This is a genomic window from Terrimicrobium sacchariphilum (genome assembly GCF_001613545.1).
GTDB classification, from domain to species: Bacteria; Verrucomicrobiota; Verrucomicrobiia; order Chthoniobacterales; family Terrimicrobiaceae; genus Terrimicrobium; species Terrimicrobium sacchariphilum.
On the sequence record NZ_BDCO01000002.1, the window covers coordinates 894553 to 920919 of the forward strand.

General features: G+C 59.5%; 25 protein-coding genes. 18 read left to right on the forward strand and 7 right to left on the reverse strand.

Annotated elements, in window-relative coordinates:
- Window positions 1–78 precede the first annotated feature (78 nt).
- On the reverse strand, window positions 79–783 hold the full coding sequence (locus tag TSACC_RS04600; RefSeq protein WP_075078213.1) for a hypothetical protein: 705 nt from the start codon (window positions 781–783) through the stop codon (window positions 79–81).
- Window positions 784–1089: 306 nt separating this feature from the next.
- Between TSACC_RS04600 and TSACC_RS04605 the strand changes: the two genes are divergently transcribed.
- The 4 genes from TSACC_RS04605 to TSACC_RS04620 all read left to right on the forward strand — a co-directional run bounded on the left by TSACC_RS04605 (window position 1090) and on the right by TSACC_RS04620 (window position 3125).
- Window positions 1090–1338, forward strand: coding sequence for a hypothetical protein (locus tag TSACC_RS04605; RefSeq protein WP_075078214.1), 249 nt, complete (start codon window positions 1090–1092; stop codon window positions 1336–1338).
- A gap of 118 nt (window positions 1339–1456) precedes the next feature.
- The gene (locus TSACC_RS04610; RefSeq protein ID WP_169809535.1) at window positions 1457–1837 is read left to right on the forward strand and encodes a DUF3592 domain-containing protein; all 381 of its coding nucleotides are present in this window, start codon (window positions 1457–1459) and stop codon (window positions 1835–1837) included.
- Between the two features lie 134 nt (window positions 1838–1971).
- Window positions 1972–2679: a CPBP family intramembrane glutamic endopeptidase gene (locus TSACC_RS04615; RefSeq protein WP_075078216.1), complete on the forward strand. Its 708-nt coding sequence runs from the start codon at window positions 1972–1974 to the stop codon at window positions 2677–2679.
- A gap of 122 nt (window positions 2680–2801) precedes the next feature.
- The gene (locus TSACC_RS04620) at window positions 2802–3125 is read left to right on the forward strand and encodes a TfoX/Sxy family protein (RefSeq protein WP_075078217.1); all 324 of its coding nucleotides are present in this window, start codon (window positions 2802–2804) and stop codon (window positions 3123–3125) included.
- 48 nt (window positions 3126–3173) lie between these two features.
- On the opposite strand, the gene TSACC_RS04625 is transcribed toward TSACC_RS04620, so the two are convergent.
- The gene (locus tag TSACC_RS04625; protein WP_075078218.1) at window positions 3174–3929 is read right to left on the reverse strand and encodes an AAA family ATPase; all 756 of its coding nucleotides are present in this window, start codon (window positions 3927–3929) and stop codon (window positions 3174–3176) included.
- 118 nt (window positions 3930–4047) lie between these two features.
- Entirely contained in the window at window positions 4048–4407 is a 360-nt protein-coding gene (locus TSACC_RS04630) for a hypothetical protein (RefSeq protein ID WP_075078219.1), read from the reverse strand.
- Window positions 4408–4910: 503 nt separating this feature from the next.
- Here TSACC_RS04630 and TSACC_RS04635 point away from each other — a divergent pair.
- From TSACC_RS04635 to TSACC_RS21650, 8 genes are all read left to right on the forward strand, one after another.
- The gene (locus TSACC_RS04635) at window positions 4911–7172 is read left to right on the forward strand and encodes a PEP-CTERM sorting domain-containing protein (RefSeq protein WP_075078220.1); all 2262 of its coding nucleotides are present in this window, start codon (window positions 4911–4913) and stop codon (window positions 7170–7172) included.
- Window positions 7173–7344: 172 nt separating this feature from the next.
- Window positions 7345–7920: a hypothetical protein gene (locus tag TSACC_RS04640; protein ID WP_153811264.1), complete on the forward strand. Its 576-nt coding sequence runs from the start codon at window positions 7345–7347 to the stop codon at window positions 7918–7920.
- Window positions 7920–8606: a hypothetical protein gene (locus TSACC_RS04645; RefSeq protein WP_075078222.1), complete on the forward strand. Its 687-nt coding sequence runs from the start codon at window positions 7920–7922 to the stop codon at window positions 8604–8606. The genes TSACC_RS04640 and TSACC_RS04645 overlap by 1 nt, the downstream gene beginning before the upstream one ends.
- 72 nt (window positions 8607–8678) lie before the next feature.
- Window positions 8679–9152 (forward strand): hypothetical protein, encoded by a 474-nt coding sequence (locus TSACC_RS04650; RefSeq protein WP_075078223.1) that lies wholly within the window; start codon window positions 8679–8681, stop codon window positions 9150–9152.
- Between the two features lie 161 nt (window positions 9153–9313).
- On the forward strand, window positions 9314–9754 hold the full coding sequence (locus tag TSACC_RS04655) for a hypothetical protein (protein WP_169809536.1): 441 nt from the start codon (window positions 9314–9316) through the stop codon (window positions 9752–9754).
- Window positions 9751–10191, forward strand: coding sequence for a hypothetical protein (locus TSACC_RS04660; protein WP_153811266.1), 441 nt, complete (start codon window positions 9751–9753; stop codon window positions 10189–10191). The genes TSACC_RS04655 and TSACC_RS04660 overlap by 4 nt, the downstream gene beginning before the upstream one ends.
- Window positions 10192–10303: 112 nt before the next feature.
- Window positions 10304–10750, forward strand: coding sequence for a DUF6714 family protein (locus tag TSACC_RS04665; RefSeq protein ID WP_075078226.1), 447 nt, complete (start codon window positions 10304–10306; stop codon window positions 10748–10750).
- A gap of 129 nt (window positions 10751–10879) precedes the next feature.
- Window positions 10880–11035 (forward strand): hypothetical protein, encoded by a 156-nt coding sequence (locus tag TSACC_RS21650; protein ID WP_153811267.1) that lies wholly within the window; start codon window positions 10880–10882, stop codon window positions 11033–11035.
- A 125-nt stretch (window positions 11036–11160) separates the two neighbouring features.
- Here TSACC_RS21650 and TSACC_RS04670 read toward each other — a convergent pair whose 3' ends face one another.
- Together TSACC_RS04670 and TSACC_RS04675 are read right to left on the reverse strand one after the other, a co-directional pair.
- Window positions 11161–11607 (reverse strand): hypothetical protein, encoded by a 447-nt coding sequence (locus TSACC_RS04670; protein WP_075078227.1) that lies wholly within the window; start codon window positions 11605–11607, stop codon window positions 11161–11163.
- Window positions 11608–11671: 64 nt separating this feature from the next.
- Window positions 11672–15196 (reverse strand): DUF4020 domain-containing protein, encoded by a 3525-nt coding sequence (locus TSACC_RS04675; protein WP_084400190.1) that lies wholly within the window; start codon window positions 15194–15196, stop codon window positions 11672–11674.
- A 682-nt stretch (window positions 15197–15878) separates the two neighbouring features.
- Here TSACC_RS04675 and TSACC_RS04685 point away from each other — a divergent pair.
- The 5 genes from TSACC_RS04685 (at window position 15879) to TSACC_RS04705 (ending at window position 20806) form a co-directional block, all read left to right on the forward strand.
- Complete coding sequence (locus TSACC_RS04685; RefSeq protein ID WP_075078230.1) at window positions 15879–16787, forward strand: helix-turn-helix domain-containing protein; 909 nt, start codon at window positions 15879–15881, stop codon at window positions 16785–16787.
- Window positions 16788–17300: 513 nt separating this feature from the next.
- Complete coding sequence (locus TSACC_RS04690) at window positions 17301–17750, forward strand: hypothetical protein (protein ID WP_153811268.1); 450 nt, start codon at window positions 17301–17303, stop codon at window positions 17748–17750.
- Between the two features lie 250 nt (window positions 17751–18000).
- Window positions 18001–18753, forward strand: a complete 753-nt coding sequence (locus tag TSACC_RS04695; protein ID WP_075078232.1) for a prepilin-type N-terminal cleavage/methylation domain-containing protein — start codon at window positions 18001–18003, stop codon at window positions 18751–18753.
- Window positions 18754–18834: 81 nt separating this feature from the next.
- On the forward strand, window positions 18835–19320 hold the full coding sequence (locus TSACC_RS04700) for a hypothetical protein (protein WP_075078233.1): 486 nt from the start codon (window positions 18835–18837) through the stop codon (window positions 19318–19320).
- 1108 nt (window positions 19321–20428) lie between these two features.
- The gene (locus TSACC_RS04705; RefSeq protein ID WP_153811269.1) at window positions 20429–20806 is read left to right on the forward strand and encodes a MafI family immunity protein; all 378 of its coding nucleotides are present in this window, start codon (window positions 20429–20431) and stop codon (window positions 20804–20806) included.
- 458 nt (window positions 20807–21264) lie between these two features.
- Here TSACC_RS04705 and TSACC_RS04710 read toward each other — a convergent pair whose 3' ends face one another.
- Together TSACC_RS04710 and TSACC_RS04715 are read right to left on the reverse strand one after the other, a co-directional pair.
- Complete coding sequence (locus TSACC_RS04710) at window positions 21265–24420, reverse strand: alpha-mannosidase (protein WP_075078235.1); 3156 nt, start codon at window positions 24418–24420, stop codon at window positions 21265–21267.
- Between the two features lie 262 nt (window positions 24421–24682).
- On the reverse strand, window positions 24683–25471 hold the full coding sequence (locus TSACC_RS04715; protein WP_075078236.1) for a PEP-CTERM sorting domain-containing protein: 789 nt from the start codon (window positions 25469–25471) through the stop codon (window positions 24683–24685).
- Window positions 25472–25694: 223 nt separating this feature from the next.
- Here TSACC_RS04715 and TSACC_RS04720 point away from each other — a divergent pair, with 223 nt between their 5' ends.
- Window positions 25695–26366, forward strand: a complete 672-nt coding sequence (locus tag TSACC_RS04720; protein WP_084400191.1) for a prepilin-type N-terminal cleavage/methylation domain-containing protein — start codon at window positions 25695–25697, stop codon at window positions 26364–26366.
- Window position 26367 lies beyond the last annotated feature (1 nt).

A 26367-nucleotide genomic window follows, 5' to 3' on the forward strand; every position in this document is an offset into this window, starting at 1 on the left:
TGGGCCGCTCTGGAGCGTCCGCCGGTCAGTGGCGGCATCTTGATCTTTACGCTTCGGTGGCGACGGGAGCGGAGTGTATTACCTGCTCGCTCCGGGGTCGGTGATCTGGAGGGAGGAGAGGAATTTCTCGCGATAGCCTGATGCGACTGCCTCCTGGTCGGAAGGATACTCCAGCGTGAGGGCGATGATGCTCCCCGGCACCTTGACGTAGCGGACATAGGCTCCGCCCGATGCGCCCTTGACGGTAAAGGAAACGGACGGGAAGCCGGAAAACGGCGAGGTGTCGACATCCGATACGGTGTAGCCGGACTTTGGAAAGTTTTGCGGGAAGCTGGCCAGATCGGGCGGCGTTTTCCCCTCGGGATCGAACATCTTTGTCGCGGAAAACTTGATCCCTTCGGAGCTTTTCGCCCCCACCGCGTGGACCACAGTTCCGTCGGCTATCGGATCTCTGGCTTTGACGGTGAAGTCATTGAACGGAAGCGGGATGAGGACTGAGAAACCTCCCTGCGTGGAGGCGGCGAGATTCCAGCCCGAGGGGTCGGCGGTTGTCGCCTGGGTGCGATGCATCTCGACCACGGGCTCCGCCCCGGCGGCGGGCGACGGCTGTGCGACGCGGATCACCAGATAGACCAGCGCGATGAAGAGCAGGATCGCGCCGAGCAGGCGGAAGGTCTTCCGCTTTTTCTGGAACTCCTCGCCCCGCGTCTTCGTGAACCATTGCGGGAAGAAGATCAGCGCAGCGCCCGCAAGGCCTGGAATCAACACGTCGACGTAGCTCATAGGGAATCCGGTTTTGTGACCCGTCAGGTAGCACCTTGGCTCATGGGTGGCAAGAGGCTCCGGATGCAGCGGCGTGGTGCGCGGCGGGCAGCCCCCTTGCGACGCGGCTGGGAGCGGCTTTGCTTTGTGCGCCATTTTCCTTGAGGTTGATGGGTGAAAGCGTGTTTGCTTAGCTGTCTGCGAGCGAATCCCGATGGCATCCTGCTTTGACAAACTTTTTGACGCGAGAGGGAATGGGCGGTGCGGGGTTTTGCTGGCTGCCGTCGAGGCTAAGTGGAAGGTTGGCGCTCCGGGAGGGAAGGTAGCATGAGGTTGCGCACCCGGTTTGCCGTGATTCGGAAAAGGCTTCGTTCCGGAGCGTTTCTTTGGGGATTTTTCATCGGCGCCTCGGCTGGCCTGCCCGCGGTGCTGTATTCGCAGGCGAGTGGCACCAGTGCCTGGGTGCTGGCCTTGTATTGCCTCGTTCCAGGGGTGATCGTGGGCGCGGTCTTTTTGATGGTGGGGACGAAGGCCCGGTCCTGGCTGGAGCGGTTTATCTCGAGGTTTCCGTGGTGACGCGACGATTTTCCTCATCTGTCGGCCTGCTTGGCTCAGCGGCGTGGCGATGCTCGCGGGAGGGCTGCGATGGAGCGAGCCGGGATGCAAGGTCTTGCGCCATGGGCCTCGTTTTTCTATGACTGCTCCGGGTATGGAAAAGCTTTACTTTCTTCTCTGCGGGATCGGCTGCGCGGTCTTTGGCGCGTGCCTGCTGTGGAGGCGGCTGGATCTTTTCCTTAACGGCGAACGTACGCCGGGCAGGGTCGTCGGCTGGGAGCCCCGGGGGCGCAGGGTGTACTTTCACCCGGTGGTCGCGTTTACCGCCGTGGACGGGGCGCAATACCAGATCACCAGCTACGCGGGGTATTCCACGAAACCGGAGATCGATAGCTTTCCGGTGATTTACCTGAGCCGCCGCCCGGCGAAGGCGCTCGTCTATTCGGCGCTGCACTTTTGGGCCGCGCCGCTGGTCCTGCTGGCGATATCGGCGGGGCCGCTGTTTCTTTTCTTCCGGTAATGACCATGGCTTGAGACCGGCCCGCCTGGAATCTCGAGGACGCGCCCCGCGCTCAGGGTTCCGCTGTCGGCGGCGAGTCGTTTTGACTTTTGCCCGCAAACCTTATTCTCTCCTTGGCATACTTTGGTTTAGCGATGCGCCCCGCCCTGAAAGCTTACATTCTCCCCTGGCTATGCTTTGCGGCGTTGTACGGTTCGCAAGTCGTTGTCGCCGTGCTGGCGGTGGCGGGGTGTGTGGTGTCGCGAGGGTTTGCGTATTGGCTCGGAAGTCCGTGGGGGGTGTTCAGCGTGACGGCGATCGGGGGATTGGCTGCGCTGGGGGTGGTGTATTTGTTTCTGCGGCGGCCTTCGGCGGGGGAATATCTTCGCCAGCTGGGCCTGCGGTTTCCGCCGCGTGATGTCTCAATCCCGCTCGTCCTCCTCGGTCTCGCGCTGGGCTTCGCGGCGAGCTATCTGGGTTCCAGATTTCCAGCGGAGGCGGCGGCGAATTCTTCCTTCCTGAAGACGTTTGCCAATGGCTCCCGCGAGGGGGCGTATTTGTACGCCGTGATGCTGGTGGCGGGACCATTCCTGGAGGAGCTGGTGATGCGGGGCTTTCTCTACCAGGTATTTCGCAAGGGCTACGGGGTGCCGGTGAGCGTGGGGGCGCTCGTTTTCATCGGGACTCTCACGCATTGGAAAGTCGCGACGGCATCGGTGTGGTATTTCCTGATGCTCGCCCTCCTCCAGGTCACGATCTGCCTGGCCTTTGAAAAGACGAAAAACCTCTGGAACTGCATCGCGATCCACGTCGCCTACAACGCCGTGATGGCGTATTTCTTTTTGAAAGCGATGTATCCATAGGGTCCCTGGAGTCGGTACGCGCTGTGTTTTGAAATACGAGGGAGGTCGCCAAGGTGGGAATGATTTCCTGCTCGTAGCGGATCGAATGATGGACTATCAGGTGAAGTGCTCCTGCCATCGCCATGAAATCCGCCTCCGACGCTTTTCAGCAGCTTGTTGAGGATCAACTCGACGTGATGGCGAATCTCCGGTTCCGCCGGATGTTTGGCGGATTCGGTCTTTATGCGGGCGAGATCTTCTTTGGAATCATCCACGGCGGGAAACTGTATTTTCACACTAACCCTCACACCCGGAAGCGCTACGAGGAGGCGGGCACCACGTTCTTTGTGACACCCGGCAGCAGGAAGGCGGCGCTGAAGAAATACTACGAAGTCCCGCTGGCCATCGTGGAGCAGAAGAGGGAGTTCGTACGATGGGCGAGAGAGGCTGTGGCCTCCGTGGAGTGAAGGCCGGGCACTTTTTGCCCGGTATGTATCGGCCGACCTGTTTCCTGGCTATGCGTCGCGGTGCAGGAGGATTTGCAGCATGCGCGTGGGGTTGGAAAGGAAATCGCGCGTGACCTGAAAGTGCTCGGTGTCCTCGTAGGCGATGCGCGAGATGCCGTCGGCGCTGCATTGATAGATGCGGGTATCGGGATAGGCCATGAGGATCGGGGAATGCGTGGCGATGAGGAACTGGGAACCCTCGCCGACGAGGTCGTGAATGCGCGAGAGGACGGCAAGCTGGCGCTGCGGCGAGAGGGCGGACTCGGGTTCGTCGAGGATGTAGACTCCGCGCCCCCGGAAGCGGTGCATGACGAGGTTGAGGAAGGACTCGCCGTGGGACTGTTCATGGAGCGAACGGCCGCCGTAGGCATCTGCGAGCGGGGCGGAGTCGCCCGGCCCGGCGTCGAGTTTCTCGATCTCGGTGGCGACATTGTAAAAGCTCTCGGCGCGGAGAAAGAAGCCGTCGCGCGGGCGCTCGCTGCCCCGCGTGATGCGCAGGTGCTCGTGCAGCGGCGAGTGCGAGCTGCGGGTGGAGAAGCGGAAGTTTCTGCTGCCGCCCTCCGCATTGAAGCCGAGCGACACCGCGACGGCCTCCAGCAGGGTGGACTTGCCGGAGCCATTTTCGCCGACGAAGAAGGTGACCTTTGGGTGCAGGTCGATGTGGTCCAGCGAGCGGATGGCCGGGAGGGAAAACGGATACCGGTCGAAGGTCTCGACCGTCTCGCGCTTGAGCGTTACCCGCCGGATGAACTGCGTGGAAATCATGATGGCTTGCGAGAGGAGTGTAAGGGAAATCCCGCAGGGTGTCGCGCGTGGTTTCCGGAATCAGTCCCCTTGGAAAGGGAGACGGGTTTCTGCCTGATTCGGGCGCTTGGCGGGAGGTTTAGCTGAGGAACATGAGGAAGGGGAAAGCGGCCAGCGAGACGGCGATGAGAATCACACAACCTCTGAGCCAGAGGCATATGGTGCGAAGGTCGGGACTGCGAGACAGGGGGGTGTCTGTGAAGATCAGCCGAAGCAAGATCATCGAGCTGGCAATCGAATATCCGGAGAGCTTCGCCCTGGCTCCGGGTCCCAGGTGCGGGTCCAGCTCCTCGCTGGTCTTTGCTTTCAGCCAGCGAACGAGCAGCGTCTGCAGGACCATCCCGATGGCCCAGGCGGCAATATAAAGATCCAGCAAGACGAGTTGCCATGTTTCCACGGCGAGTATCCTAAACCAGAGCCCTGCGCGGGGCGGAGTCATTTCGTGTCTTTCGCCGCGGCCCGATCTGCCCGCGTGGCGCAGGGACAGAGGCAGAGTATCGCTACGTAGGGTGAATGAGGGCAGTGTGCCGTTCTCGCGTCGAGTGAGCATGCTGGGGGCTGGCCTGCTTGAGGTGGGGAATCCGGAGGAGATTTTTCCAGGGAGGCTGAGAGTTGCTAAATTTTTTCCGCGCGAGCGGAGGGCTTGGGATCTATCCTTAATGTTTGCTTTGACAACAGGTTGCGCAGGCGGGGGCTATTCGATGTTCGGGGCGGTCTCCCGGCGTTGTATAAGACTTTCTTGCCTGAGTGGCGGAGTCTAAGTAAGCACTCGCGCAGGATGAGCGCTACGCTAAGTGATATGCGGAGTGGGGCCGGGCATGGAGATCCGGCAGGGGCGCTGTCGCTCCAGGGTTGTCGGAGAAACGGCGGGCGAACCTTCCGGGGGCCGGAACCCACGCAGGCGCTTACGCAGGGGGAAACTATCACATCGTGATCTGGGCTATGAAAGGGCACATTGGCATCCTGGTCGCGGTCATCTTTCTCAGCGCATCGGCGCGGGCGCAGCAGTTCACATGGACGGGAGCGGCGGGGGACGGGCTCGTCTCGAATCCCGGCAACTGGCAGGGCGGGACGGCACCCACGGGGAATGCCTCTGGGGAGGAGTCTCTGGATCTCTCGGGCGCTTCATCGACTGTCGTGAGCGACATCACGGGGGCCACCTTTTCGGGCCTCAACCTCAGGGATGGCGTGACGCTGACGGGAGACTCGCTGCGGCTGGGGTGGATCGGCGTTTCATACGGCTTCACGGGTAGCGCCACGATAGCGCTCGATATCCGCACCTGGGACGAGCGCGGCGCACCGTACTTTTCGGGATTCGAGGTGCACCTTGGGAGTCCGGGATTTGATCTCGCCATGAAGGGTACGCTGGAGGCGGGCGTGCCCGTGGCCATCCAGAGTTTAGGCGCGAGGTTCCTCCTCGCTGGCGAGAATGGCAAAATCGTAGCGGCGCCGGGGACTTCCCCCAGCCTGAGTGTGAGCGGAGGGACGTTGTCGCTCGACAACCGGGAGGCTGTGGTCACCGCGAGGGTCGCATCAACGATCCCGGTGACGCTAGACAATGGCACGATCGAACTGCTCGGCAACGCGGACGCGGACGTCGTCGAAACGCTGGGTCAGGTAAAGGTGCGGCAGTTGTCCACTCTCAAGGCGGTTGCGGAGAGTGAGAGGCAGGCGGTCCTCTCCGTGGCATCTCTCGATGTCGGGGCGAGTGGTAACATCCTTTTCGACGCCTCCGGCGGCGGCAGTTTTCAGGTGGGGAATGTCGCTCCCTCGGCTTTCCTCGGCGGGCAGTATCTGTTTTCCAGCCAATCTGGGCGGTACGAATACGCCGGGTACGACGCGGCGGCCGGCGTGGTGTCGGCGACGACCTCCACGGACCTCTCGACGGCCACGGCGCAGGACCATGTGCGGCTCGATGCGTATACCGAACTCGCGGGCAACCGGGAGGTGCGGTCTCTGGCGGTTAACGCGGGGCTGGGCGGTACCGGCACGGTCGCGCTTACCGACCTGCTGGTCGAGCCGGGAGCCATGGGCGTGAGCGTGAATCTGGACTTTGGCTCGCGCGATGGAACGGTGACCGCAGCGTCGCAGCCGTACTCGGTCTCGCTCACCGGGGACATCGCCGGCAGCGGTTCGCTGGTTTTTCGCGGCAACATGAACGTCTGGGCGGCTGCGAGCTATGCGGGAGCGGTGTCCGTGCAGGGAGACATGTCGATCGGCGGGAGCATGGCCCATGCCTCGGGGTGGACACTGGGGAGCGATGAGGGGATGGGGGGTCTCTATTTCATGGGGCCATCCGGGGCGGCGGAGATGCCGGATCGGATTTCCGACACGGCACCGATCACGGTCTACCAGGGCCGGGTCTCGCTCGTCCGGGAGTTTGGGAACCCCGCAGGCTTCACGGAGCGCATGGGGACGGTGACGCTCGCGGCGGGAGCGGGACGGTCGTTGTGGCTCGAATCGTCCAATTACGACCCCGTCTCCGACTCTGAAACGCCGGAACGCGGAACCCTCGCGGTCGCCGGACTCATCATCGACGCCGCCTGCCGGAACAGCGTGATCGAGATCATTGCGAGCGGGAAGGGGTCTTCGCTGGAAATCAGCGGCGGGGAAATCGAGGTGGGCAATGAAAACCTGCTCATGGCAACAGTGACCTCCGGGGCGAGGCTGTCCACCCCGGGAATCCATGTCACCGGAAACGCCTCCGCAACCGTGTCCTTCTCTGGCGACGCGGAGCTGGCGGGCGACCTGCGGGTGGGAGCCGCCTATCTGACTCTCCGGAACAACATGTCGACCGACGACGGGCGGCTGACGATCCTCGGCGACCTGGAGCTGGGCGCGGAGAGCTGGACGAATATTTTCTGCTCCAACCGGTCGCTGATCACGGTCGAGGGCGACCTTACTCTCGACGGAGGGCTGTATATGGGTACCACCGACGGAACGCCCATCACCGAGGGAAGCTATCTCCTGCTCCGCTACACCGGTCGGCTCACGGACCATGGATGGGAGACGGACCCCGATGAGTGGGGCTGGATGGGCTTCTCGGCCAGCGTGCACACGGACGAAACGACCAAGGAGGTCTATCTCGACGTCGTCGCGGTGCCCGAGCCGTCTGCACTCCTGCTCTCGGCGCTGGGGGGCATCGTCCTCGTTGGCGCTGCGGCGCGGAGAGGCAGGCTGCGCCGCCGCTCAGCCGACAGCTAGAGCAGCGCTCGGTTGAGCCTTGAGCCATGGCTCAAGATCAATGGTGTTCCCCTTTGGAGGATTTGAAGCTGAATGTGCCGGATTGTGTCTCTCTGCTTAGATGCCTCGAGAGACTTGGCAAAGAGTGAAGGAAAGCGCATGCTGCCCATTGGTTCCCCAGCTCATCCCCTTTATGAAAATCTTCACCTGCCTTGCCATCGCGGCGGCGTTCACGGCTTCGGCCATCGCGGCTCCCAAGACCATCCTCGTGGATGCTCAACTCGTGGAGTTGGCGACGAATAAAGACTCGCTCCCGAAAGACCTCTCGAAAATCACAGAGCGGAAGGGGGTCGACGTCTTGACCTTTCCCAGACAAAAGACGCCCTCCGGCAGGGTCGCGAAGTTCTCCGCCACTCGCGAGGTCACCGTTCCGCGCAAGGGCGCATTTGAGGTCGGGGTCGTGTTGACGGTGCGCCCCGCTTTGGCAGACGATGGCCGGATTCGCTATTCAGTTGATGCCGACGCCACCACGTTTGAGGGCTTCTTCACGCCCTCATCCTCCCAGGCTCCGATCTTCAAGACGGTTCGGGCCGTGGGCATCGAGGGTGAGGCGGAAATCGGAAAACCGGTGGTGCTGGTTCTCTCCAAGTGGCAGGACGAACAAACGATCGTGGAATCAGGCAAGCCGAACCGCACCGCTCTCATTCACCGCCGCGTGATTGCCATCCTCACGTTTTCGCAGGCGGGCATCTCCGCGAAACATCCCTAATGAATGACCTCGCTATGCTTTTTCAGCTCGATGCCAGACAGAAAATGAAACGCCTTCTCTCAATCCTCGCGCTTTGCCTGGGTGCCAGCACGCTATCAGCACAGCAGCAGCAGTATCACCGCCCGCCGGGGATGCCTGAAAATCAGCTCGTCGCCTTTGACGACTACCAGCCGCAGCCGGACACGGCGACTTTGCGCGAATTACTTGGGATCAAGTCGTTCCAGTGGATGGTTCAGATCCCTGATTCGGCACGATTCCTTACAGTGGATATCTCCTGGATCGATACGCGGTCCCAGAGCGCCAGCGAGGTGGCGAGTCTTGCATTTGACGTATTGCCTGCAGATCCCACCAAGCGGGATTCCCGCCCGAAGTTTTTTCCGCTGCGCATGACGATGATGCCGGATGACAGCAAATCCGACGACCCCTGGCGAACATCGCGGAACTTTGTGGTCCTGCTGGAGGCGCCGGACCTGAACACTACGATCAGGCAGAGCTACTCAAATCCATTTCGCCGATCTACCGGGGCCCTGTCGACCCACAACGCAACACAGATCGCGACGCCGCTGCCAAAGCAGCCCGGCATGTGGGATGGGTTCGGGACCGCATTTGATGTCATGGCCGGCGGGGATCGTGGGGACCATGTCCTTCGCGTTTCGTTCTCGACCTCACCGCTCGTGGGCCAGTGATAGATGCCCGATGAGCGCATGCGCCTCAACCCTGCTCGCAGTGACGCTGGATGCTGGCTAAGCTCGTTTTCCATGAACTCTCTCCCAAAAATCCTCGCCCTTGTGGCCATGCCCGCCTGCTGGGCCGTAGCGGGGGGCGAGGAGCAATCGCCCGCGATCCGCTTCCTGATGGACGCCCCCGGTCCCGGCTATTACGAGATAAGGTCGCAGGCTGCCAAGGCGGAGCAATCCGGCCCTGCCTGCACCCCGCAGCCCGTGCTCTCGTATCAGCCGGGAGACATTCGCGCCGCGAGGCTCGTGCCGACGGAGGACGGGACGAGCCAGATCGAGCTGACCTTTCAGCCGCGGGCCGTCGCGCAAATTAAAGAGTACATCGAGTTCAACAAGGCGAAGCCAATACGCGTGGAGATCGGCGACTACACCCTGCCGATCGACATCGGGAAGACCCTGCCATGGACCGGCGCGGTATGGCTGGAGGCGAGGCCGACGGAGAAGGCCAGCACCATCCTCGGCACGCTGAAGCAGGCGAATGCACGCACCCCATAGGGGTCTTTTTGGAAATGCAAATCAGAAGCCAATGGTCAAAGAGGAGACTCGGATCTGGTGTTGGCCTGGACGTCTTTTTGATTGATGATCTCTGAGCCGAGTTCTTTGCCCCGGCTTTTCACGATCTTATGTATTCAGTAACAAGATGCCGGTTTGTTCCTGTGGTCGTCGCTGTCTGTGCAGCGGCTTTACTGATGCCTGCAAGCCTTTGTGCAAACGAGGCGATTGCCGGCCAGGCGGAGAATCCGAGGTTCAACGATCCCCGTAACCTTATGGATTCAAGCCAGCGGCAGGAAATTGTCGCTACTGCACAGAGTATTACGGACCGCACGCTTCCCGTCCTATGGATCGATGTGATTTCCAAGACCGAGGTCGATGTGTTGACTGGAGTGATCCGAGGTCCGCTCGATGGCGGTGGCCGAATCTTCAAGCTGCGTAGGGAGAACGGCAAGTGGATCTACATCAAGGAAGAGATGTATCGGTCCTGGGTATCAGAAAACAATCTGGAGCCGGACGGGAGAGGTCGGCGAATCGTCCAGAGTAACTCTATCGCAGTATCGGCAATGCGCAGTTCGACTTCCGTTAGCCCCAAAATCGTATGACCACCCGCATAACTGTCTTGTTGTTAACCGGATTTGTAATGTCAGCTTTTGCGACTCCGCCGTACGACCCCTACAGCCCTCAATCGCCACAGATTTTGGAATTCCAGAAGGGCAAACGGACAACCATCAAGGCAATCCAGGTCGGAACTGACACGCTCACTGGCGAGCGGGCTTTGTACATCGACTATCTTCCGTCCAGTCCCAGCAAGAATATGTGGAACCAGATTACGGAAATGTATGATGTTGCTCAACATTTTCACCCGCTTGCGTCGACGGAAAAGGTCTCCAAGATCTGGATTCGTCCCATGCTCAATTCGGATGAGATATTCAGTTCCGAAAACACCGCTTATCCTTACACGGTCAAAGACGGAGTAGCGTCGTCCGACTGGAAGGTGGAGTTTCAACCTTGGTTCCGCTCGGATAAAACAAAGGACTAAATACGCGCTTGAGAATGGCGGCGGAAATGCGGGCCAGGAGAAAACGATCAAAGGATAAGACTCGGGTCTGGCGTTGGCTTGGAGTGCTTTTTGCTGATCCCACATTTTTCTGATGAAAACAGATGCCGAGGCGATTTTTGAAGTCGAACAGGCTTTCGCGTCTTGCCAGAGGCCTCAGAGATTTACGGACTACTGGCTCTGCGATGAATGCGCCGAGCACAATGAAACTCTGGCCAGACATACGCCTCAGACCATTACTTTAAAGGAGTTGGGGAATGTGGGCTGGGACCCAATTTGCTTCGCCACACCGGAAGCGTTTCAATATTACCTGCCAGCGTTATCACGTCTGGCCATCGCTGAGATCGAGGGAAACTATCTTATGCAGTTCCTCTTTCATGTGAATGATGACAGAAGATATCAGTGTCTTTCTGCGTCTCAGCGTCGATGCCTGTTTCGGTTTTTAAGCCATATCAGTGAAGCTTATCCTGAATACACAAAGGCACACTTCATTGAGGATGATCTCGCTGCGGCGCTATTAAAATACAAAGGCAGTGAATAAGGCGTGGGAGTTCACCTTCCGGACTCGATGCGTCAACTTTTCGTGCCCTGCGGTCCATTTCCCCGGCCTCTCTTTCCCATTGTCGGGAGCAGGCAAAACGGTGTGCGCTGTCGGCTCTGTGCTCTCGCCATGATCAATCATATCCCGGAACGCAGCGCCCTGGTGGTTTTGGGCGAGCAGGAGGCTTGTGACTTGCGTGTGGATCAGGGAATCCCCTCCGACCTGGAGAAGCGCCCGGAGATCAAGGACTACTTTGCGTCGCTCGATAGGGACAAGGGGGGCTGAACCGTGGGGAGGCGGTCGAAGATGGTTCCCAGAGCCGCGCTTTTTCCCCGGCGGGAAGGGGAAGAGCTTCGGAGATGGGACGGATGATCTTGACGAGGTGCAATGAGACACTGGGAATTGGTGTTTCAATACACAAGATGGCATCTATAACTGAAGAGCGCTTGGGTGAGGAGATGGCGGCGCGGGGGGAATTTCGCCCCAAGTTTAGGCAACTGGGCCATGACGACTGAGACGAAGCCCGTTTCGCCGCTGGCAGCGGCCCTGAGTTGCGTGAAATCTTTGACCGGCACTATGCCGCTCTTTCCGAGGCTGGACTGGCGCGGCATTTCGCGGGATCGATCCGCCAGTCGGGGCTGGGTTTCCTGGAGGCGTTTCTTGGGGAGCTCGCCAGCCTTTGACATCCCGCGTGGCGCTCTTTCTCCAGGAAGATCAACGCTCTGTTGAAGGGTGCCGGTGGCTGTGAAAGGAAATGCTTCCTGCCCCCCCACTTTTTCACCCATGGTGAGCGTCTGCGCAGCAAATCCACAAATCGCGGCTTTTTTGTCAGTGAAGCTCCCGATCACAGGTTGCACGCTTGACGATATGTGCGTTATCGGCCTGACCCATTATCATTAATTTGATTTCCCATAGGATTTATTACTCAAGGCGGCTGAGCGAGTCGAGAATGCTACGCGAGACATCTTCTGATAATCCGAGGGCAAGGAGCTCACCGTAGATTTTTCGTATCTCGGCAATTCGGTGATCACCTCTGCGCAGTGCTCCGAGCAGCAGATTGAGATATCTGCCGGTTGCGTCGGTATACTGGGCTTTATATTCGGCGGGAAAATCCGTCTCTAGATCAACCATCACTAAAGTAAATTTCGGAGAACGACCGAGGAGCTCTACAGCTTCTGGAAAATATTGGCGGAGATACAACGGCCATAGGACCATATTGTCGACCTCGTCCGAATTCAGGACGGCGGGGATGCGATCAATCCGATCATGCCAGTAGTGTTTCAGCCAGCGGTTCCAAAGCTCAGCGGACGCCTCAGGAGTCATGGCTTCCAAGATTTGACGAAGGGTCTCTGCGAGCTTTCGGCGGAGGGGTGGGTTAAATGTAGAGACATAATGTGAAAGCCACCCTCCATCGGTCCATGGTTGCGCGACCCCATACACCGCGATTCCGGCAATATGTTGCACAAACGACTCCCTTTCCTCAAACTCATCCAGATGCGCCAGCGTCTGATGATAAAAAGGTAGTATCTGATCGAGAAAACTGGATATCCATCTCCCCCAGCCAAGGAACCCCTGCCAACTCTGGCAGGCCGTATCATGGTCCTTGGACCAATCCAAGAGCGGAATGAAAAACTCACTATTAAAATCGCGATCCAGAGAAGCGAAGTAATGGAGTTGGCTCACGAGAAACACACGCGCAAGTTTTCCGTCGTCAGACGGCGAGTCGATCACTTGTCGGAACAGGGCTTTGACTTGGACAGGCAACCCGATCCAGCCCTCGGACGAATGTTTTTTCAGATCCGCAAGATATTGAAGCCAGAACTCCGCGATTTTTCCTCCGGGATGATTGATGGCGAGGCCGAGCCAATCTTTGGAAACCTTCTCCAGAGATGGCTCTTTGGTTTCCAGTACAGCGAAGACTTTTAGCGAAAGGGCAAAAGCTTTCTCGAATAGTTCGTGGGGCATTGCATGTTCCTCGCGCCTCGAGCCCGCAGATAGAACCTCAGTGATCCCATCCGCGCAGGGCTGCCAGGTGGGAAGCATTTCAAATGCCTCGATGAGTTTTTCCCATTGGTTCGAATCCAACTTGGCCTCACGCCAGCCATTGAAAAGCTGATTCCAGATGGGAGGCTCCTGAATGTTCGCCGTCGCCAGATACTTTAGGGCATCGAGTCCCCACTGGAAATCACGAATGACGGCGCTTCTGATTGCATAGACTTTGCCATCAAGGTCAAAATCCGATGGGTCGGTTCGGGGTTGTGCCATGATGGCATCAATCCATTCCGAAGGAGGACGCGAAAGCAGGTCCTCCACATCGATCCCGCTACCAGCGGTGTGCCACTCAATTTCGTCGAAGTCATCTTCCAGAGGACCTCTTGGTACAAGTTGCGGATACTTATCTCGAACTGCGGAATCAATTGCGCTGGCTATCTCGCATTTGGGATTTGCTTTAGCAAGCCAGCTTATCAGATCGAAAAGTTCAAAATGTTCGTCCGATTTGTTTTTTGTACCTAGCAACTCCTTATGGAGGCGATTTAGCAGGTCACTTCGAACAGCGCGGGCTGCCAATGGATAGGCGGCTCTTAAAAGGTTTCGTATTTCGGTCCCAGCAAGAATGAGAAACTGAACGCTTTTCTTTCCCAACCACAGAATTTTATCGTCGCTGCTCTGTACCGTGAAATCCGCCATCCCCTGGGTCGCAATGCGATTGAGAAGCGGACAGTCGGATTTTCCCCATTTATCAATGAGCCTTTGGGCGTTCGGGTGATCATTTTTGATGGAGAAATCAATGAGATCGCGGGCGGCATCGATAAGGACGTCAAGCAGGTGTGTTCCCCCGAACGAACGGCTGTGACGGATATCTTCTCGCCCCCTTCCGAGCGGGTCGTAGAGCGATTCCGTTCTCCCGCCGATACGAAGCAATGAACTGGCTTTTTCGAAGCTCGCGGTAACGATCGGTTCAATCCTTTCGGAAAGTTGCGCGAGATGAGGCGCGAAAAAACCTGTCCACGATTGCTCAAGCCAGGTTGAGTCTTCTTCTGCAATACTGACAGTGTAATCCACGGTTGTTTTCTCCTCCCCAGAATCCAGAAGTGAGCCAAAAGCGCCAAAATCAAATGATTCCTTCACGATCAGGGAAGGGCGCCAACATTTTTCTAGGAGCATTATCGCGATATCTTGATCGTCGGGCCACTGGCAGGAAATAAGGAGCAATTCCCACTTGTCCTGCTGCAGGATCGTTGAGGCTTGGTCGATAAGGATCGCAACCCATCGAGCAAAAACCGGTCTAAAATCTGGATTCTTTCCGTAGTGCAACGCATTCGCGATTCGGCGGCAGACCGCAGGATTCACATATGGCCCAAGGCTCTGAAATACGGAAAAAGTCTCTTCGTGATGAGAGGGAATGCAATGATCGACAAACCACTCTGCGATCTGCTCTCCGACCTCGTTCAATGGCTCGGGCGAGAAAAGGGGTTTCAGGATGCCAAGGTTTCGAGCCCATTCCAGATATTCGGGCCTTTGGGTATACTTTCGAAAGAATTTGACGGTCTCGACTTTTCGGACGGCGTCCCGAAGATAGTGGTCATCCTTGGTTCCAAAAACCGGTGGCGCTGTCTCGACCAGGGAACGAATCTTTTCTGATTTTTCATAGAGACCACGATGGGTCTCGGCCGCCCATTCCTGTACGCCCTCGGTGAGCGCGACGTGGGAGTTTCCGTCCTGGAGGTCATAGTAGAGCGGTTGGATGCCGAACGGTTCCCATTGGCGGTCTCTTTTTTCAGTAAGAATAAACCTTCGTGGACCGAGATTAGCCGGAAGTCCCTTGGCGATGTATTTCATCACCACGTCGTCATGGCTATAGCCGATGAAAAGCACGGTGTAGGTGAGAAACATCTGATAGAGGAAGCGACTGGCCCAAGCTTCTGTGAGGTACGCACGACCGAAATCGGCATCAGTCAGGACGATTTTGTCCGGGCGCTCCGAGCAGGCTCCATGGAGATACACAAGCCCTTCAAAGTCATTCCCCAATGGGAGGGCCGGGGCTATGTAGGTGGGAGCTGTGATGCCGAGATCAGCGGCGGCCGTTGTGAAGTGCTTGTCAAAATTTGTGGTGACAAGTCGAACCGGAACTTTATGGGGGAACACCTTTAGGAGGGCCTCATGAAGGGGAGTTGGCCTCGAGCCCTCACGCAGCAATATTTCTTTGGCTCTCTCATGAACGCGTACACCCTTCCCTCGATCGTGAAGAGATCCGAGATACTCATCAGGCGGCTCGTTCTGCCGACGCGGTCTACATCCCTTGCCGATTTCGTCGGCGAGTTTATTGAAATCGGGGAGATTGGCAGGTGGCGGCATGGAGATTCCCGCGCCCGCAAATATGACGAGTTTACCGTCGTTTTGGGCTTCGATTATTTCCGGCGGAAACTCAATGGCTCCATTAATCATGAGAGGGAAAGGTCTTTTGTATCAGAGGCGTCTCGCGCTCGTCGATAAAGGACTCTTTTGATTCTGACGCCTACATTCCTCTCTCGTTCCTTGGCGAAAATCTAAGCGACAGTCGGTAAATGGGGCAGTCAGCCTGCATTCGTTTGAGGGAAAGAATTAAGCTAAAAAATCTAGATCGACCGAAAGGAGCGACGGGATTCTTGGAAAGGAGAGGGGCGGAGACTTGCTGGTCGTCCGCCCGAGTGGAGAACTGCTTTTCTGCTGCTCGCTCGTCCTTGCGTTGGGCTGAGCCGAGAGCGGGCTGTCGGCTTGGGGGATGCTGATCTCCTGAGTGAAATAGCTTTTGGAAAACGGATTCCTTGCAGGAAATGACTCCTTTGGGAAACGGGGCTGCTGCTAGCGGAGGATCGCGCCGCCCTGGTTGGGTGGGGCGGCGCGATTTTTTGGATGGAGCGCTGGGCCCCTGGGAAAGGGGCGGGATGGCGGGAATGGGGTTGATTTTTGGGTGGGGCGGGTTTTTATCTGGGGATGTCGACCGCGAGGTGTGCACGGAGGATTTCTTTTTTAAGGATATGGGGCGTTTAGCTATCTGCGAAACACGGCGGCGACGATTCGTTGTGCGCATTTTTTGAGGGGGTGATGCATCGTGCCTGGGAGGAGTTTTCATCGGTTTGTCTACCAGTTGTCTGACCCGGCGGAGTTTGGGTGTGCGGTGGCGGGGGCGACGTTGCAGGTGAATTATCTGGCGCGGCAGGTGTCGGCGGCGTCGATCGAGCGGTTTGCCTGCGAGGAGTGGGCGGTGGATTATTATGATGCGGGGGTGAAGGCGCGGATGTACGGGCCGCTGCTGCCTGGGCGGGTGGCGGTGTGTTTGATGATGCGCGACGGGGTGTCGCGTCAATATGGGCTGGACCTGGGGGAGGGGTGCCTGTTGTGCAATCCGCCGGGGGTGCCGATCGATGGGTTTATCGCGCCGGGGTTCCGAGCGGTGGCGACGAGTGTGCCGCTGGGGGTGTGGGAGGAGTGCCGGAGGGTGTCGGGTTGCGCGGTGGAGGAATTGACGGGGTTTCAGGTGATCCCGCTGCCGCCGGGGGTGTATGCGGAGCTGCGGCGGCTGCACGCGGAGGCGTGGCGGTGCCTGCGGGGGGATGATGCGGGGTGCCTGTCGCCGGAGGTGGCGGGCATGCGGCTGTCGCGGGCGCTGGCGACGGCGGCGTGGGAGCATGTGGCGGGCCAGCGGCAGGTGGCGTGGTCGCCGAGGAATCGCTTCCGGCTGGCGCGACGGGCGGAGGCTCTGATGCGGGAGCGGCTGGGGGAGCCGCTGTGCGTGCCGAATGTGTGCCTGACGCTGGGGGTGAGCCGGAGGGAGCTGGAGTATGCGTTTCAGACGGCGTTTGGGGAATCGCCGCGGGCGTTCCTGGAAAGTCTGCGGATGAGTGCGGCGCGAGGGGCGCTGTACCGGGCGGGCGAGGCGCGGTCGGTGACGGAGGTGGCGCTGGAGTGCGGGTTCAGCCACCTGGGGAGGTTTTCGACGCGCTACCGGGCGTTGTTTGGGGAAAGGCCGTCGGAGACGGGGCGAAGTCGGAAGTAGGAATGCCTTTTTACAGAAGGTCGCAAAGGACACAAAGGGGGAGGCCGCAAAGGCAGGGTTGAACAGAAGGAAGCGAAGGTAGCTAAGGGATGGGCGTAAACCGGAGATGACGGGGCGCTGGGGATGTCGGTGGCGCGGGGCGATTGCGGGGAGAAGGCATTTTTTACAGAAGGTCGCAAAGGACACAAAGGGGGAGGCCGCAAAGGCAGGGTTGAACAGAAGGAAGCGAAGGTAGCTAAGGGATGGGCGTAAACCGGGGACAGCGGGGCGCTGGGGATGCCGGTGGCGCGGGGCGATTGCGGGGAGAAGGCAGGTTTACGGAACGTCGCGAGGGTCACAAAGGGGTGGCGGTAAAGGCAGGAGTGAATAGAAGAAGCTAAGGGAAGGCGGCAAAGGCAGGGGACCGAGCAGAGGGTAGCGCGGGGAGCTGGAGCAAGGGAGGCGGTGTTATCTTTCCCGGGTTTGTCTAAGTGCTCGCCTAAGGAGGGGGGCTGGAGGATGATGCGAGCCGCTATGAGAAATCGAGTGCTCGTGAGTCTGGCGGCGGTTTGCCTGGGATGGGGGGCCGGGCTGGGCGGAGCGCGGGGGGACGATCTGGCGCGGGATGTGGAGCGGGCGGAGGTGATTTTCACGGCTTCGTACGATCGGGACAGGGACCCGCAACTGCGGGTGGAGCAGGTGCTTTTTTGCGTGGAGCCTCCTCTCGGGCAGATCGCTCTCACTCAGGGAATGGATACGCTGCTGTACCGGCTCCGGCAGTACTTTCCCGAGTCTTCCGGCGGGATGCAGCGGTATGTGGTGTTTGCGCGAATGCCGAAAGGGGATGCTTCCTGGCGGGTGCCTTTTGCGATGGTGCGGGAGTACGGTTTGGATGACGGGCGGTTTTGTGTTTCGCGCAATGAGCATACCGTCGCGGAGCTTTTGCGCTTCATCGAGAAACGGAAGAAGGCGGACGGGGTGTGATGGCGGAGGAGGGAGACGCTGGTTTTCAGACAAGGGCAAAGGCGGACGTGGGAAGTTTTTTGAGGAGGGGGCTGAACGTGGGGGGAGGCTTTTTTTACGGAGGGTCGCGGAGGAGACGCTGGGAGGTCGGATGGAGGTGGAGAGGGCAGGGTTCAACAGTTTGACGATCTCCGGGGTTTGCATGGGCGGGGGAATGGGTGGATGATGGGGACACTCCCCCTGAAATTTTTACCTTCCCCTCGTGTCTGCCATGCGCTGCCGCATTTCTTTCTCCACGTCTCACCGGGCCTTTACGCTTCTGGAGCTGCTTGCCGCTGTGGCGATCATCGGGGCGCTGGCGGCGATCCTGCTGCCTTCGCTGGGAGTGGTGCGCAATGCGGCGGATGGCGGGCGGTGTGTCTCAAACCTGCGGAACATCGCGCTGGCTTTCAAGTCGTACGCGCAGGACAACGACGGCTACCTGCCCGCGCCGCGCTATGCGAATCCCGGCACGCCGACGAGCAATCCCAATCCCCTGGGATCGACGTGGCAGCTGGAGCTGGCGCCGTACACGACGGGGCCGCTGAAGGCTAATAATATCTACCGGCTGAAGGAGGTGCCGATCGGCCGCAATGCCCAGATCTGCCCGACGTACCTGAAGATGTTTCCCTCGCAGACGGCGATGCGCGACAGCGGGCTGAACGCGGCGGGGTACGGGATGAATATCAACCTGAACGTGAGCGGGCAGGACATCAACTTTGGCGGGCGGATTTACAACCGCTTCAAGGAGATCAGCATCATGCGCCCGGCGACCTCGATCATCGTGGGGGACAGCGCGGACTACCATATCGACTGTCGCACGGGGACATGGCAATACGCCGCGCCGACCTCGACGAAACCCGACGGGTGCAACTCGGGCGCGCCGCTGCGGCACAAGGGGAAGGCAAACTACCTCTTTGCCGACGGCCACGTGGAGACGCTCACGCCGGACCAGGCGCTGCCGCTGCTACAGTTCAATCCCTGAGATTTTTGCAGAAGGTCGCAAAGGGAGGCATCCCGCTGAAATGAGTGGGAAAAGGAGGGAAAGAATTGCGAACGTGGAGGAATGAAACCCTTTTCAAAAATCCTCAAGGTAAAGTTGCTCCAATTGGGAGACTATGTGGCGATCCCTCGATTCGATGGACGTTACGTGCATGCGCGAATCTACAAAGGTGCCGTCGGCATCTTTTCCGGTCGGCACGATGAGCCTCAAGCATTGGAGCGACTCTTGGGAAAAACGCCGAGAAAGTTTTACTATTACTGTTCCCTGCCAGGCGGTCGGTACCAGAAGGATTGGGTCTTTATTGGGCGCGTTCCGTTTGAGGACGCTGAAGCGATGTGGCCTCCGGCCATGTCGACGACGGATGGAATCTACAAAACAAAGCCCCAGGTCTATTGGAAGGGCGGTTTTATGGACGTTACGGAGGAGGAGTTGAAAGGAAAACAACCATGGATTGTCCATGGATTCACTGCCCTTCAGGAGGTCGTTTCTGGAACCTATAAAGATCCCTGGAAAAAACTGCGCCGACGACCCGCCGACTCTCCTGCGTAACGATGCCGCCGGCAACCGCTCCGCCGCATCCGTTCTGGAATATCAGATAAGGCTCCCGGAGCCAGACGGGAAAGCTCGCGCTGGTGAAACAATGGAACCCGCCGCGGTGAGGAATATCCTGCATCACCACCCCGTCCTACTCGCCAGCTGAAATATCGACTCTAGAGCAGATTAAATCCATCTGTAGCCACAGTTCGGCGGCGGCGCGGGCCGTCCTGGCGCGTTGGTCGCCTGGGCAGTATGTATCCATACAGCCTCGTCGCAACCGCCACACCATGTCGACGCGCGGCGCTCACCGATCAGCGACTACATCTTTATTTAAACCGCTCTAAAGACACTCCGCTAAAATGAATGGGTAAAGAGGGATGGATCGGGGAGGCTTTTTGGGATGGAAAGCACGCAATTATTCGAGACGGCGCTGGGGTTGAGCGGAGGGTGGAAGGCGGTGAGGAGCGAGTTTTCCGTGGTTCAATTTTCCGACAGCCGGGGAAGGGCGATCCGCTGCGAGCTGATCCGCTGCAACCGGGAGAATGAGCCGCAGGAAGACGCTTTTTACCAGAAGGCCGCAAGGGTTTGGCCGTGGGGCTTCGTTGCCGGCTCGCCTTTTTCGCGTGGCGCGGCGGTATTTTTCATTGCGTCGTGTCCTCTTCGCAGAACGCCATGTCTTCGCAGGGTTGGCTCCGGCTGTTATCGCGGACTCGGCTCTGTTCCTGTAAGGTCTTGAAGCGGTGCGGGGTGCGGTGGGTGCGACGCGGGGTGGCATGGTTTCTGCGCAGTCGGAAAACTGAACTACGGGAGACTTGCGGTCTTTGCCCGTTTCCCCGGGCAGGGGATGGCGAATGAGATTCGTTCTCGGGGCAGAGTGGGGTTTTTCGGGGGTGGGGTGACTTAGAGATTGCATTAGGAATGCTAATGTGTGTAAGTGGGATTGTCTTAGTAGGAGTTCATCCCCCTTTTGTTCTATGAAGACCAGTGACCTGGCGCCTGTCTGGGCTGTCTGTCGCCACCTCGGAGCGGCGACGGGGGTGGATGTTGCCTATGCGGGCGATGAGGGGCGCGGGTGGCGGCTGCGGTCTTGCGGCGGGCCGGGAGCGCGTGTGATGGCCCGGTGGGTGATCGAAGCGCAGGACGATTTTTCTTTGGCGAAGAGTACGACGACGAGGAGGTCACCATGAGCGAGACAATGAATGAGTACGAGATGACCCGCGCGCAACTGGCTGATTTGGTGGAGGAGACGCAGGGCTGTCTCTCGACTGAGGAGCTGGCGACGGTGCGCGGGTATCTGGAGCACGGGGAGTGCGGGCTGGCGTTTGAGCATCTGTGCGATGCGCTGCGAGGAGGGACGCGGGAAATCTCGCCGCGGCAGTACGCCCGGCTGGAGCGGCTGGGTATTCGCATGGAGATCGACAGCATGGAGTGGCTGGGGCTGCCGCATGGCCGCCGCTGGCACGTGCGGGAGTTTCGGCAGAGGCCGACGGTTCTTTAGTGGGGGAACGTGGCGCGGCGGAGCGATACCGCCGCGCCTCGAGATTTCCTCCCCCGGAGCCGAGCCTGCGGGCTGGTTCCCCGGCGCGGTGCATTTCGGCGGGCGCTGGTTTTTTCTATGAGCGAAACGAATCTTCCGGCGGTGGTGAGGGTGCTGTGTCGGTCGCTTGGGCGAGATGTTGCAGCCTCATCGTGGCATAGCGCCCCGGCGTTCGCCGATTGCTGGAGATATTGTGATTTTTAAGCCGCTCCCGAGCAGGGAGGCGGGTTGCGCGGGAGTTTGGGCGGGGCGAGCAGGCTTCCCGGCGGCAGGGGAGCTGAGGCGCGAGGTCGTGAATCGGCGCGGGGGGAGATTCCCCCGGCGGACGGTCTGGTCAATGCGCTGGTCTTCAGACGTCCACCACGGTGAAACGCCCTTATTTTGCACCCACCGGTCAGTTGATCGCTTAGTTAGCGTTCCTATTGCCGTCCGGCCGGATCGGGGAGGTGCGATGCCCGTACTTTCAGAGTTTTGATCTCAAATGGCCGGAAGGAGATTTCCACGCTGTTTCCGGTGACGGGCAGCTCGGCAATATCGTCTTCGAGCAGGTTGGTGATCCATACGCTCTGCGGAGTGGAGGAAAAGGAGAGTGCGCCAAAGCCTGCGGTGCCTTCGGCTTCATAGAGACGGACGATGTAGTCGGCGGGTGTGGATGCCGGTTTGATGCTCTCGACGACGACATGGGGAATGTCGATCTGGAAGAGGGAGTTGCGGGCGGGTCCGCTGCCGGAGGTGGGAGCGATGTTGAATTCGTAGGCCGGACGAATGACGCTTTCGGTCGAGAAGCCGCCGGCGTGCGGGAGCAGGGCGTAGCGGAAGCGATGTTTTCCGGAGTCGCCTCGCGGATCGGGATGGCATCCTCCCTTGAGCAGGGAGAGCCGCATCTCGGCGCCCCGGACAGAGATCCCGTATTTGCAGTCGTTGAGGAGCGCCACGCCGTAGCGGGACTCGGAGAGATCCGTCCACTTGTGCTGGCAGACCTCAAACATGGCGCGCTCCTGGGTGGTGTTGCGCGTGGTCGGTCGGACGACATGGCCGAACTGAGTCTCCTGCCGTGCCGAAGCGACGTTGAGATTCAGGCCAAAGGCCGCCTTGAGCAGGCAATGGCGCTCGCGCCACTCGACGAGGGTGTCGAACTCCACCAGCTTGCTGTGGGCATGAAAGATCATATCCTGATGGAGGCTGGAGTGCTGGCCGATCTGGTATGTGGTGCGGATGCGGAACTGCAATGGCCCGTCACAAACGACCTCGCGGTGGAGGACGCGAGTCTCCAGTCGCAATTTCAACGACTGGTCGTCGTCGATGTCCCAGTTATCCCACATGACGGGGACGTCTTCTCCTGAAAGAAGGGCATTCAGGGGCAGCGAGCCTCTTCGGAGTTCCCGGCGGCATTCCTTATCCCAGAGGGAATCGATATACCCGTGCGCGTCGAATGTTGCCTGCAACAGAGGCGTATCGAGGCTTTGTTCGGTGAAGACAAAGGGTGAGGGGTGTACGGCGGGCGAGCCATCGACGAGTTCCAGACTCGCGGATCCCAAGGCGGGAAGAACGATGCCGCGGACGGATGTTTCGACTCGTCCTTCCAGGTCGTTTGTTTGCTGGACGAGAATGCCCTCGCCATGAGGCTGCGCGCCGGCAGGCAGGTCGTGCAGGAGGAGCGTCCCGCTTCTCGGCCAGTTTAGACTGTTCCAAAGTGTGAGATGACCGGAGCGGGGCTGCCCGGCGATCTGCTCCAGGGCGGCGGAGGCTTTCGCGTGAAGCTGGGAGAGCTCCGCCATGGCCCGGTCGTGGACCTCGGGGATGGAGGTGCCCGGAAGGATGTCGTGAAATTGGTTGATGAGGAGAGTGTCCCAGAGGGCGTCGATTGCCGCCGGGTCGGCCTTTCCGGGGAGGGCGACCGAGAGAAACTCGAGCTCGCGAAGGAGGAGTTCCGCCTTGCGGTTGCCGCGCTTGAGGGCGTGCATCTGGGTCAGCGTGCCGCGGTGTCCCTCGAAGTAGAGTTCGCCACTGTAGGATGGGAGCTTTCGCGACGAGGCCGCGAGCTCCTGCATGAACTGGCTGACGGTGGTGTGGAGGCCGCGCGGGCAGCCCTCCGTGTCCCGGCATCTGGCGGCCATTTCGATCATCTCAAAAGTGGGTCCGCCTCCGCCGTCACCGTACCCGTAGGAAATCAGCCTCCGGTCGTTGACCTCCTTGTGAAGGATGTAGTTTTCCGTGTGGCGAAAATCGTTGCGGTTTCCGCCATGGAGCTTCTCGATCAAGGTTGCTGGATCGGGGGCGCACTGGGTCTCGTTGAAGTGGACGAGCACTTCGCTGCCGTCGATCCCCTGCCAGAGAAAGGTATCGTAGGGAAACGTGTTTGTATCGTTCCAGCTTAGCTTGGTGGTGAGGAAGTAGCGCAGGCCAAAGCCTGCCATGATCTGCGGGAGGGCGGCGCTATAGCCGAAGGTATCGGGCAGCCAGAAGGTGTCGGGGCGGTAGGCGAAGTGCTCCAGCGTATAGCGTATGCCCCGGAGGAACTGGCGGATCATTGACTCACCCGAGACGAGATTGCAGTCGCATTCGATCCACATCCCGCCGAGAGGTTCCCAGCGGCCTTCGGCGATGCGAGCCTTCATCGCGGAGAAGATGGGCGGGTAGTGCACCCTCATCATCTCGGTGTGAAATGGCGCGCTTTGGGCGAAGAGGTATTCGGGATATTGCTCCATGAGGCTGAGCGCGTTGGAGAAGGTGCGCGCACATTTCCGGATGGTCTCGTCGATCGTCCATGTCCAGGCGGTGTCGATGTGAGAGTGGCCGATCAGTCCGGCGGTCGGAGCCGAGGCGGTATTGGGGACGTCGAGCAGCTGGCGGAGGATGGCGCGAGTGGTGACGAGGCGCGATGTCCAGAGAGGCTCTTCCACATCATCGGGGTGCTGGTAGACCTCGGCGAAGACCTCCTCCAGGCCGGCGCAAAGGCGGGCTCGGCGAAAGCTGTCGTGAGCCAGCATTTCCACGAGGTCGTTCACGGCCTTGAGGTCAAAGACAAACTCCCTGACGTCTTCACGGCGGGTCATGGCGCAGACCCCGGCAAACGTGCGGGGAAACCTCTGGCGATAGTGTCCCTGGGTGCCGGGGGTGTCGAATGGCTGGGTGCCGACGAGGAAATGCCCTGCGTAGCTCTCCAGGGCGATCTGATGTCTCGCGCCAGCGCGGCCTGCCGCGGTCAGGAGCAGCGTATGGTGATTGCCGCGCGAGGCCGCCTCGGTGCGATGGGTGAAGATGCCGCGAGGAGTCCCGTCGAGCCAGAAGAGCGATTCGTGGCCATCGGTCGAGGCGCGTAGATAGATCGCATGGCCGTCCCATTCGTCCGGGATGATCCATTCGCCGACAAACCACGCGCTGCCTCCCGGTTCGCCCCAGGAGGTGCCTGGCTCGGAGACCAGCCATGTCTCCCAGCCCGTCGGGACGGCGCGCCAGTGCTCCCGGGTTTCCTTCATGCGCACGGGTATGTCCGCGATCTTGCGAAAGATCAGGTCGGCATAGGTCTCGGCGAGCCTGCGCGCCTTGATCAGGATGGAATTGGCGACGAGCATGGTGACGGTTGAGAGGTGGTGGCGGCGGGTGGCCGTGTCAGCGTGGATGGGGCGGAAGGACTATCGTTTCGCTCTCCGCCGAATTTTCTCCAATCGGGAAACCTCCGCAACATCGGCGGCCGCGTCGCGCCGCAAAATATCGCGCTCCACGAAAAGACGGGTTGATGACAGTCGCCTCCGCAGCCCAGCCGGAAGTGGTGGGATCACGCTCCCGGAGAGGCGGGCAGCCGGTCCCTGGAGGGCGGCTGCCCGGCGGCGCCGCCTAATGCCGGTGGCGCCGGCGAAGAAAGAGAATCCCGCAACCGGCGATCACCAGGGCGATGGCGGTGGGTTCCGGTACGGCGGTGACCTGGATGCCGTTGAGGATGCTTTGGAACCCGGCGCCGCTCGTCGTGGTATTGAGGAAGGTCAGGTTTCCCAGCGTATCGGTCTGCACGCGGAGGGTGGTGGAGAATTTCGCATTCTCGTTGGCGTTGGCTCCATTGAAGGCATAGCCGGCGGTCCAGCTGATGCTGCCGCTTTGCGAGCCTGTGCCGGTGGTGTTCTGAAGCGAAATCGCGCCGGAGTTGTTATTATCGTAAGCGTAAAAGGTGACGAGGTACTCGGTGCTCGCATTGAGTCCCGATAGCCCGATGGTCATCTTCGGGAGGCCGGTGGTCGTGTCCTTGGAGATGATGAAATCCCGGTAAAGGGCCTGGTAGGTGAACGAGCCATTGTCCGCCGTGGTTGTCGACCGGTCACGCGAGAGCAGCGTGCCTGTCGCGGAAAGGCTGGTGCCGGCCGCGATGGTGAGGCCCACCGTGCCGCTGGAGAGTGACGTGCTAAGCCCGGAGAACGAGGTGGTAAAGGGACCGGTGAAATTTGCGTCGTTGATGGCGATGCCATTGTATCCCGCCTCTGTCGGCGAGGCTGATCCTCCCGATGGCTTGCTATTGAAATCCATGCTTAGCAAAAGCTGCGCCTCGAGGTTGGAGGCGAAGAGGAAGCCGAGCGACAGGGTTACGGTGGCGAGTAAGGCGCGGAAGCGAGGGGTTCCAGGGGTCTTTTTCATAACAGGTGGTTTGTTTGCTGGCACATCAGGTCGCAGATTCGATCAGGAAAGGCAAGGTTTATTTTAAACCTATAAAGCTTGCCATTTTGAAGGCGATTCTGTTTTATTTGCTCCCGGCAGAGGAGATGATTGCCTCTTGATTCTGAGAAAGAGGGGGCGACGAGGGTGAAGAATGCCTTTGACTTTCGAATGAGTTATAATAAATCATTTCCTCATCTCCCCAATGAACCCATTTTCTTATTCATGCTCCTGTGGCAGTCGCTCTTCCCGGCGTTTCACGCGGGGGTGGACGCTTGTCGAGGTGCTGGTGGCCGTATTTATCGTGGGCATCCTGGCCGGGCTGGTGGTGCCGACAGCGACGAAGGCCCTGGCGCGGGCGAACATGGCGAAGTGCCAGTCCAACCTGAGGCAGATCGGCGTGGCGCTTAATCTCTACAAGGCGGACAATGCGCGGCTGCCCCAGTCATGGGATGGGAGTGCCTTCTGGTTCAATCGGCTGGTATCCGCCGGGTATCTGGGGGATCGCAAGGTGCTCACATGCCCGGCGCAGAAAGCGGCTGATCCGTACACGGCCATGAATCTGAATGTGAAGGGAGGATACGGGATGACGTACCTGACCTTCTGGTATCCGGCGGTCAGCAATACCGATCGGGATGGGTATTTCCTGGCGTCGCGGCTCAAAAAGCTCTCCGAGTGGCCCATCGTGATCGATGCGGACTATCCGCAGGTGGGTGGTCTGGAGAATCCGCAGGCGGATTCCGACAGACAGCAGCGCTTCACGGCGAGGCATGCCGGGATGGCAAATCTGCTGATGATGGACGGCCATGTCGAGCAGGCGAGGTATGGAGACAAGCGCTGGTCGCAGGCGAATCTAAACGATGGAACCAAGTACTAAA

Coding starts and splice junctions, on each gene's coding strand:
- TSACC_RS04700 (WP_075078233.1), top strand. CDS start 18,835: ATGAAACCCTTTTCAAAAATCCTCAAGGTAAAGTTGCTCCAATTGGGA.
- TSACC_RS04660 (WP_153811266.1), top strand. CDS start 9,751: ATGACCACCCGCATAACTGTCTTGTTGTTAACCGGATTTGTAATGTCA.
- TSACC_RS04640 (WP_153811264.1), top strand. CDS start 7,345: ATGAAAATCTTCACCTGCCTTGCCATCGCGGCGGCGTTCACGGCTTCG.
- TSACC_RS04635 (WP_075078220.1), top strand. CDS start 4,911: ATGAAAGGGCACATTGGCATCCTGGTCGCGGTCATCTTTCTCAGCGCA.
- TSACC_RS04615 (WP_075078216.1), top strand. CDS start 1,972: ATGCGCCCCGCCCTGAAAGCTTACATTCTCCCCTGGCTATGCTTTGCG.
- TSACC_RS04675 (WP_084400190.1), bottom strand. CDS start 15,196: ATGATTAATGGAGCCATTGAGTTTCCGCCGGAAATAATCGAAGCCCAA.
- TSACC_RS04630 (WP_075078219.1), bottom strand. CDS start 4,407: ATGACTCCGCCCCGCGCAGGGCTCTGGTTTAGGATACTCGCCGTGGAA.
- TSACC_RS04690 (WP_153811268.1), top strand. CDS start 17,301: ATGAGAAATCGAGTGCTCGTGAGTCTGGCGGCGGTTTGCCTGGGATGG.
- TSACC_RS04605 (WP_075078214.1), top strand. CDS start 1,090: ATGAGGTTGCGCACCCGGTTTGCCGTGATTCGGAAAAGGCTTCGTTCC.
- TSACC_RS04610 (WP_169809535.1), top strand. CDS start 1,457: ATGACTGCTCCGGGTATGGAAAAGCTTTACTTTCTTCTCTGCGGGATC.
- TSACC_RS04715 (WP_075078236.1), bottom strand. CDS start 25,471: ATGAAAAAGACCCCTGGAACCCCTCGCTTCCGCGCCTTACTCGCCACC.
- TSACC_RS04620 (WP_075078217.1), top strand. CDS start 2,802: ATGAAATCCGCCTCCGACGCTTTTCAGCAGCTTGTTGAGGATCAACTC.
- TSACC_RS04645 (WP_075078222.1), top strand. CDS start 7,920: ATGAATGACCTCGCTATGCTTTTTCAGCTCGATGCCAGACAGAAAATG.
- TSACC_RS04600 (WP_075078213.1), bottom strand. CDS start 783: ATGAGCTACGTCGACGTGTTGATTCCAGGCCTTGCGGGCGCTGCGCTG.
- TSACC_RS04710 (WP_075078235.1), bottom strand. CDS start 24,420: ATGCTCGTCGCCAATTCCATCCTGATCAAGGCGCGCAGGCTCGCCGAG.
- TSACC_RS21650 (WP_153811267.1), top strand. CDS start 10,880: ATGATCAATCATATCCCGGAACGCAGCGCCCTGGTGGTTTTGGGCGAG.
- TSACC_RS04695 (WP_075078232.1), top strand. CDS start 18,001: ATGCGCTGCCGCATTTCTTTCTCCACGTCTCACCGGGCCTTTACGCTT.
- TSACC_RS04720 (WP_084400191.1), top strand. CDS start 25,695: ATGAACCCATTTTCTTATTCATGCTCCTGTGGCAGTCGCTCTTCCCGG.
- TSACC_RS04650 (WP_075078223.1), top strand. CDS start 8,679: ATGAACTCTCTCCCAAAAATCCTCGCCCTTGTGGCCATGCCCGCCTGC.
- TSACC_RS04625 (WP_075078218.1), bottom strand. CDS start 3,929: ATGATTTCCACGCAGTTCATCCGGCGGGTAACGCTCAAGCGCGAGACG.
- TSACC_RS04665 (WP_075078226.1), top strand. CDS start 10,304: ATGAAAACAGATGCCGAGGCGATTTTTGAAGTCGAACAGGCTTTCGCG.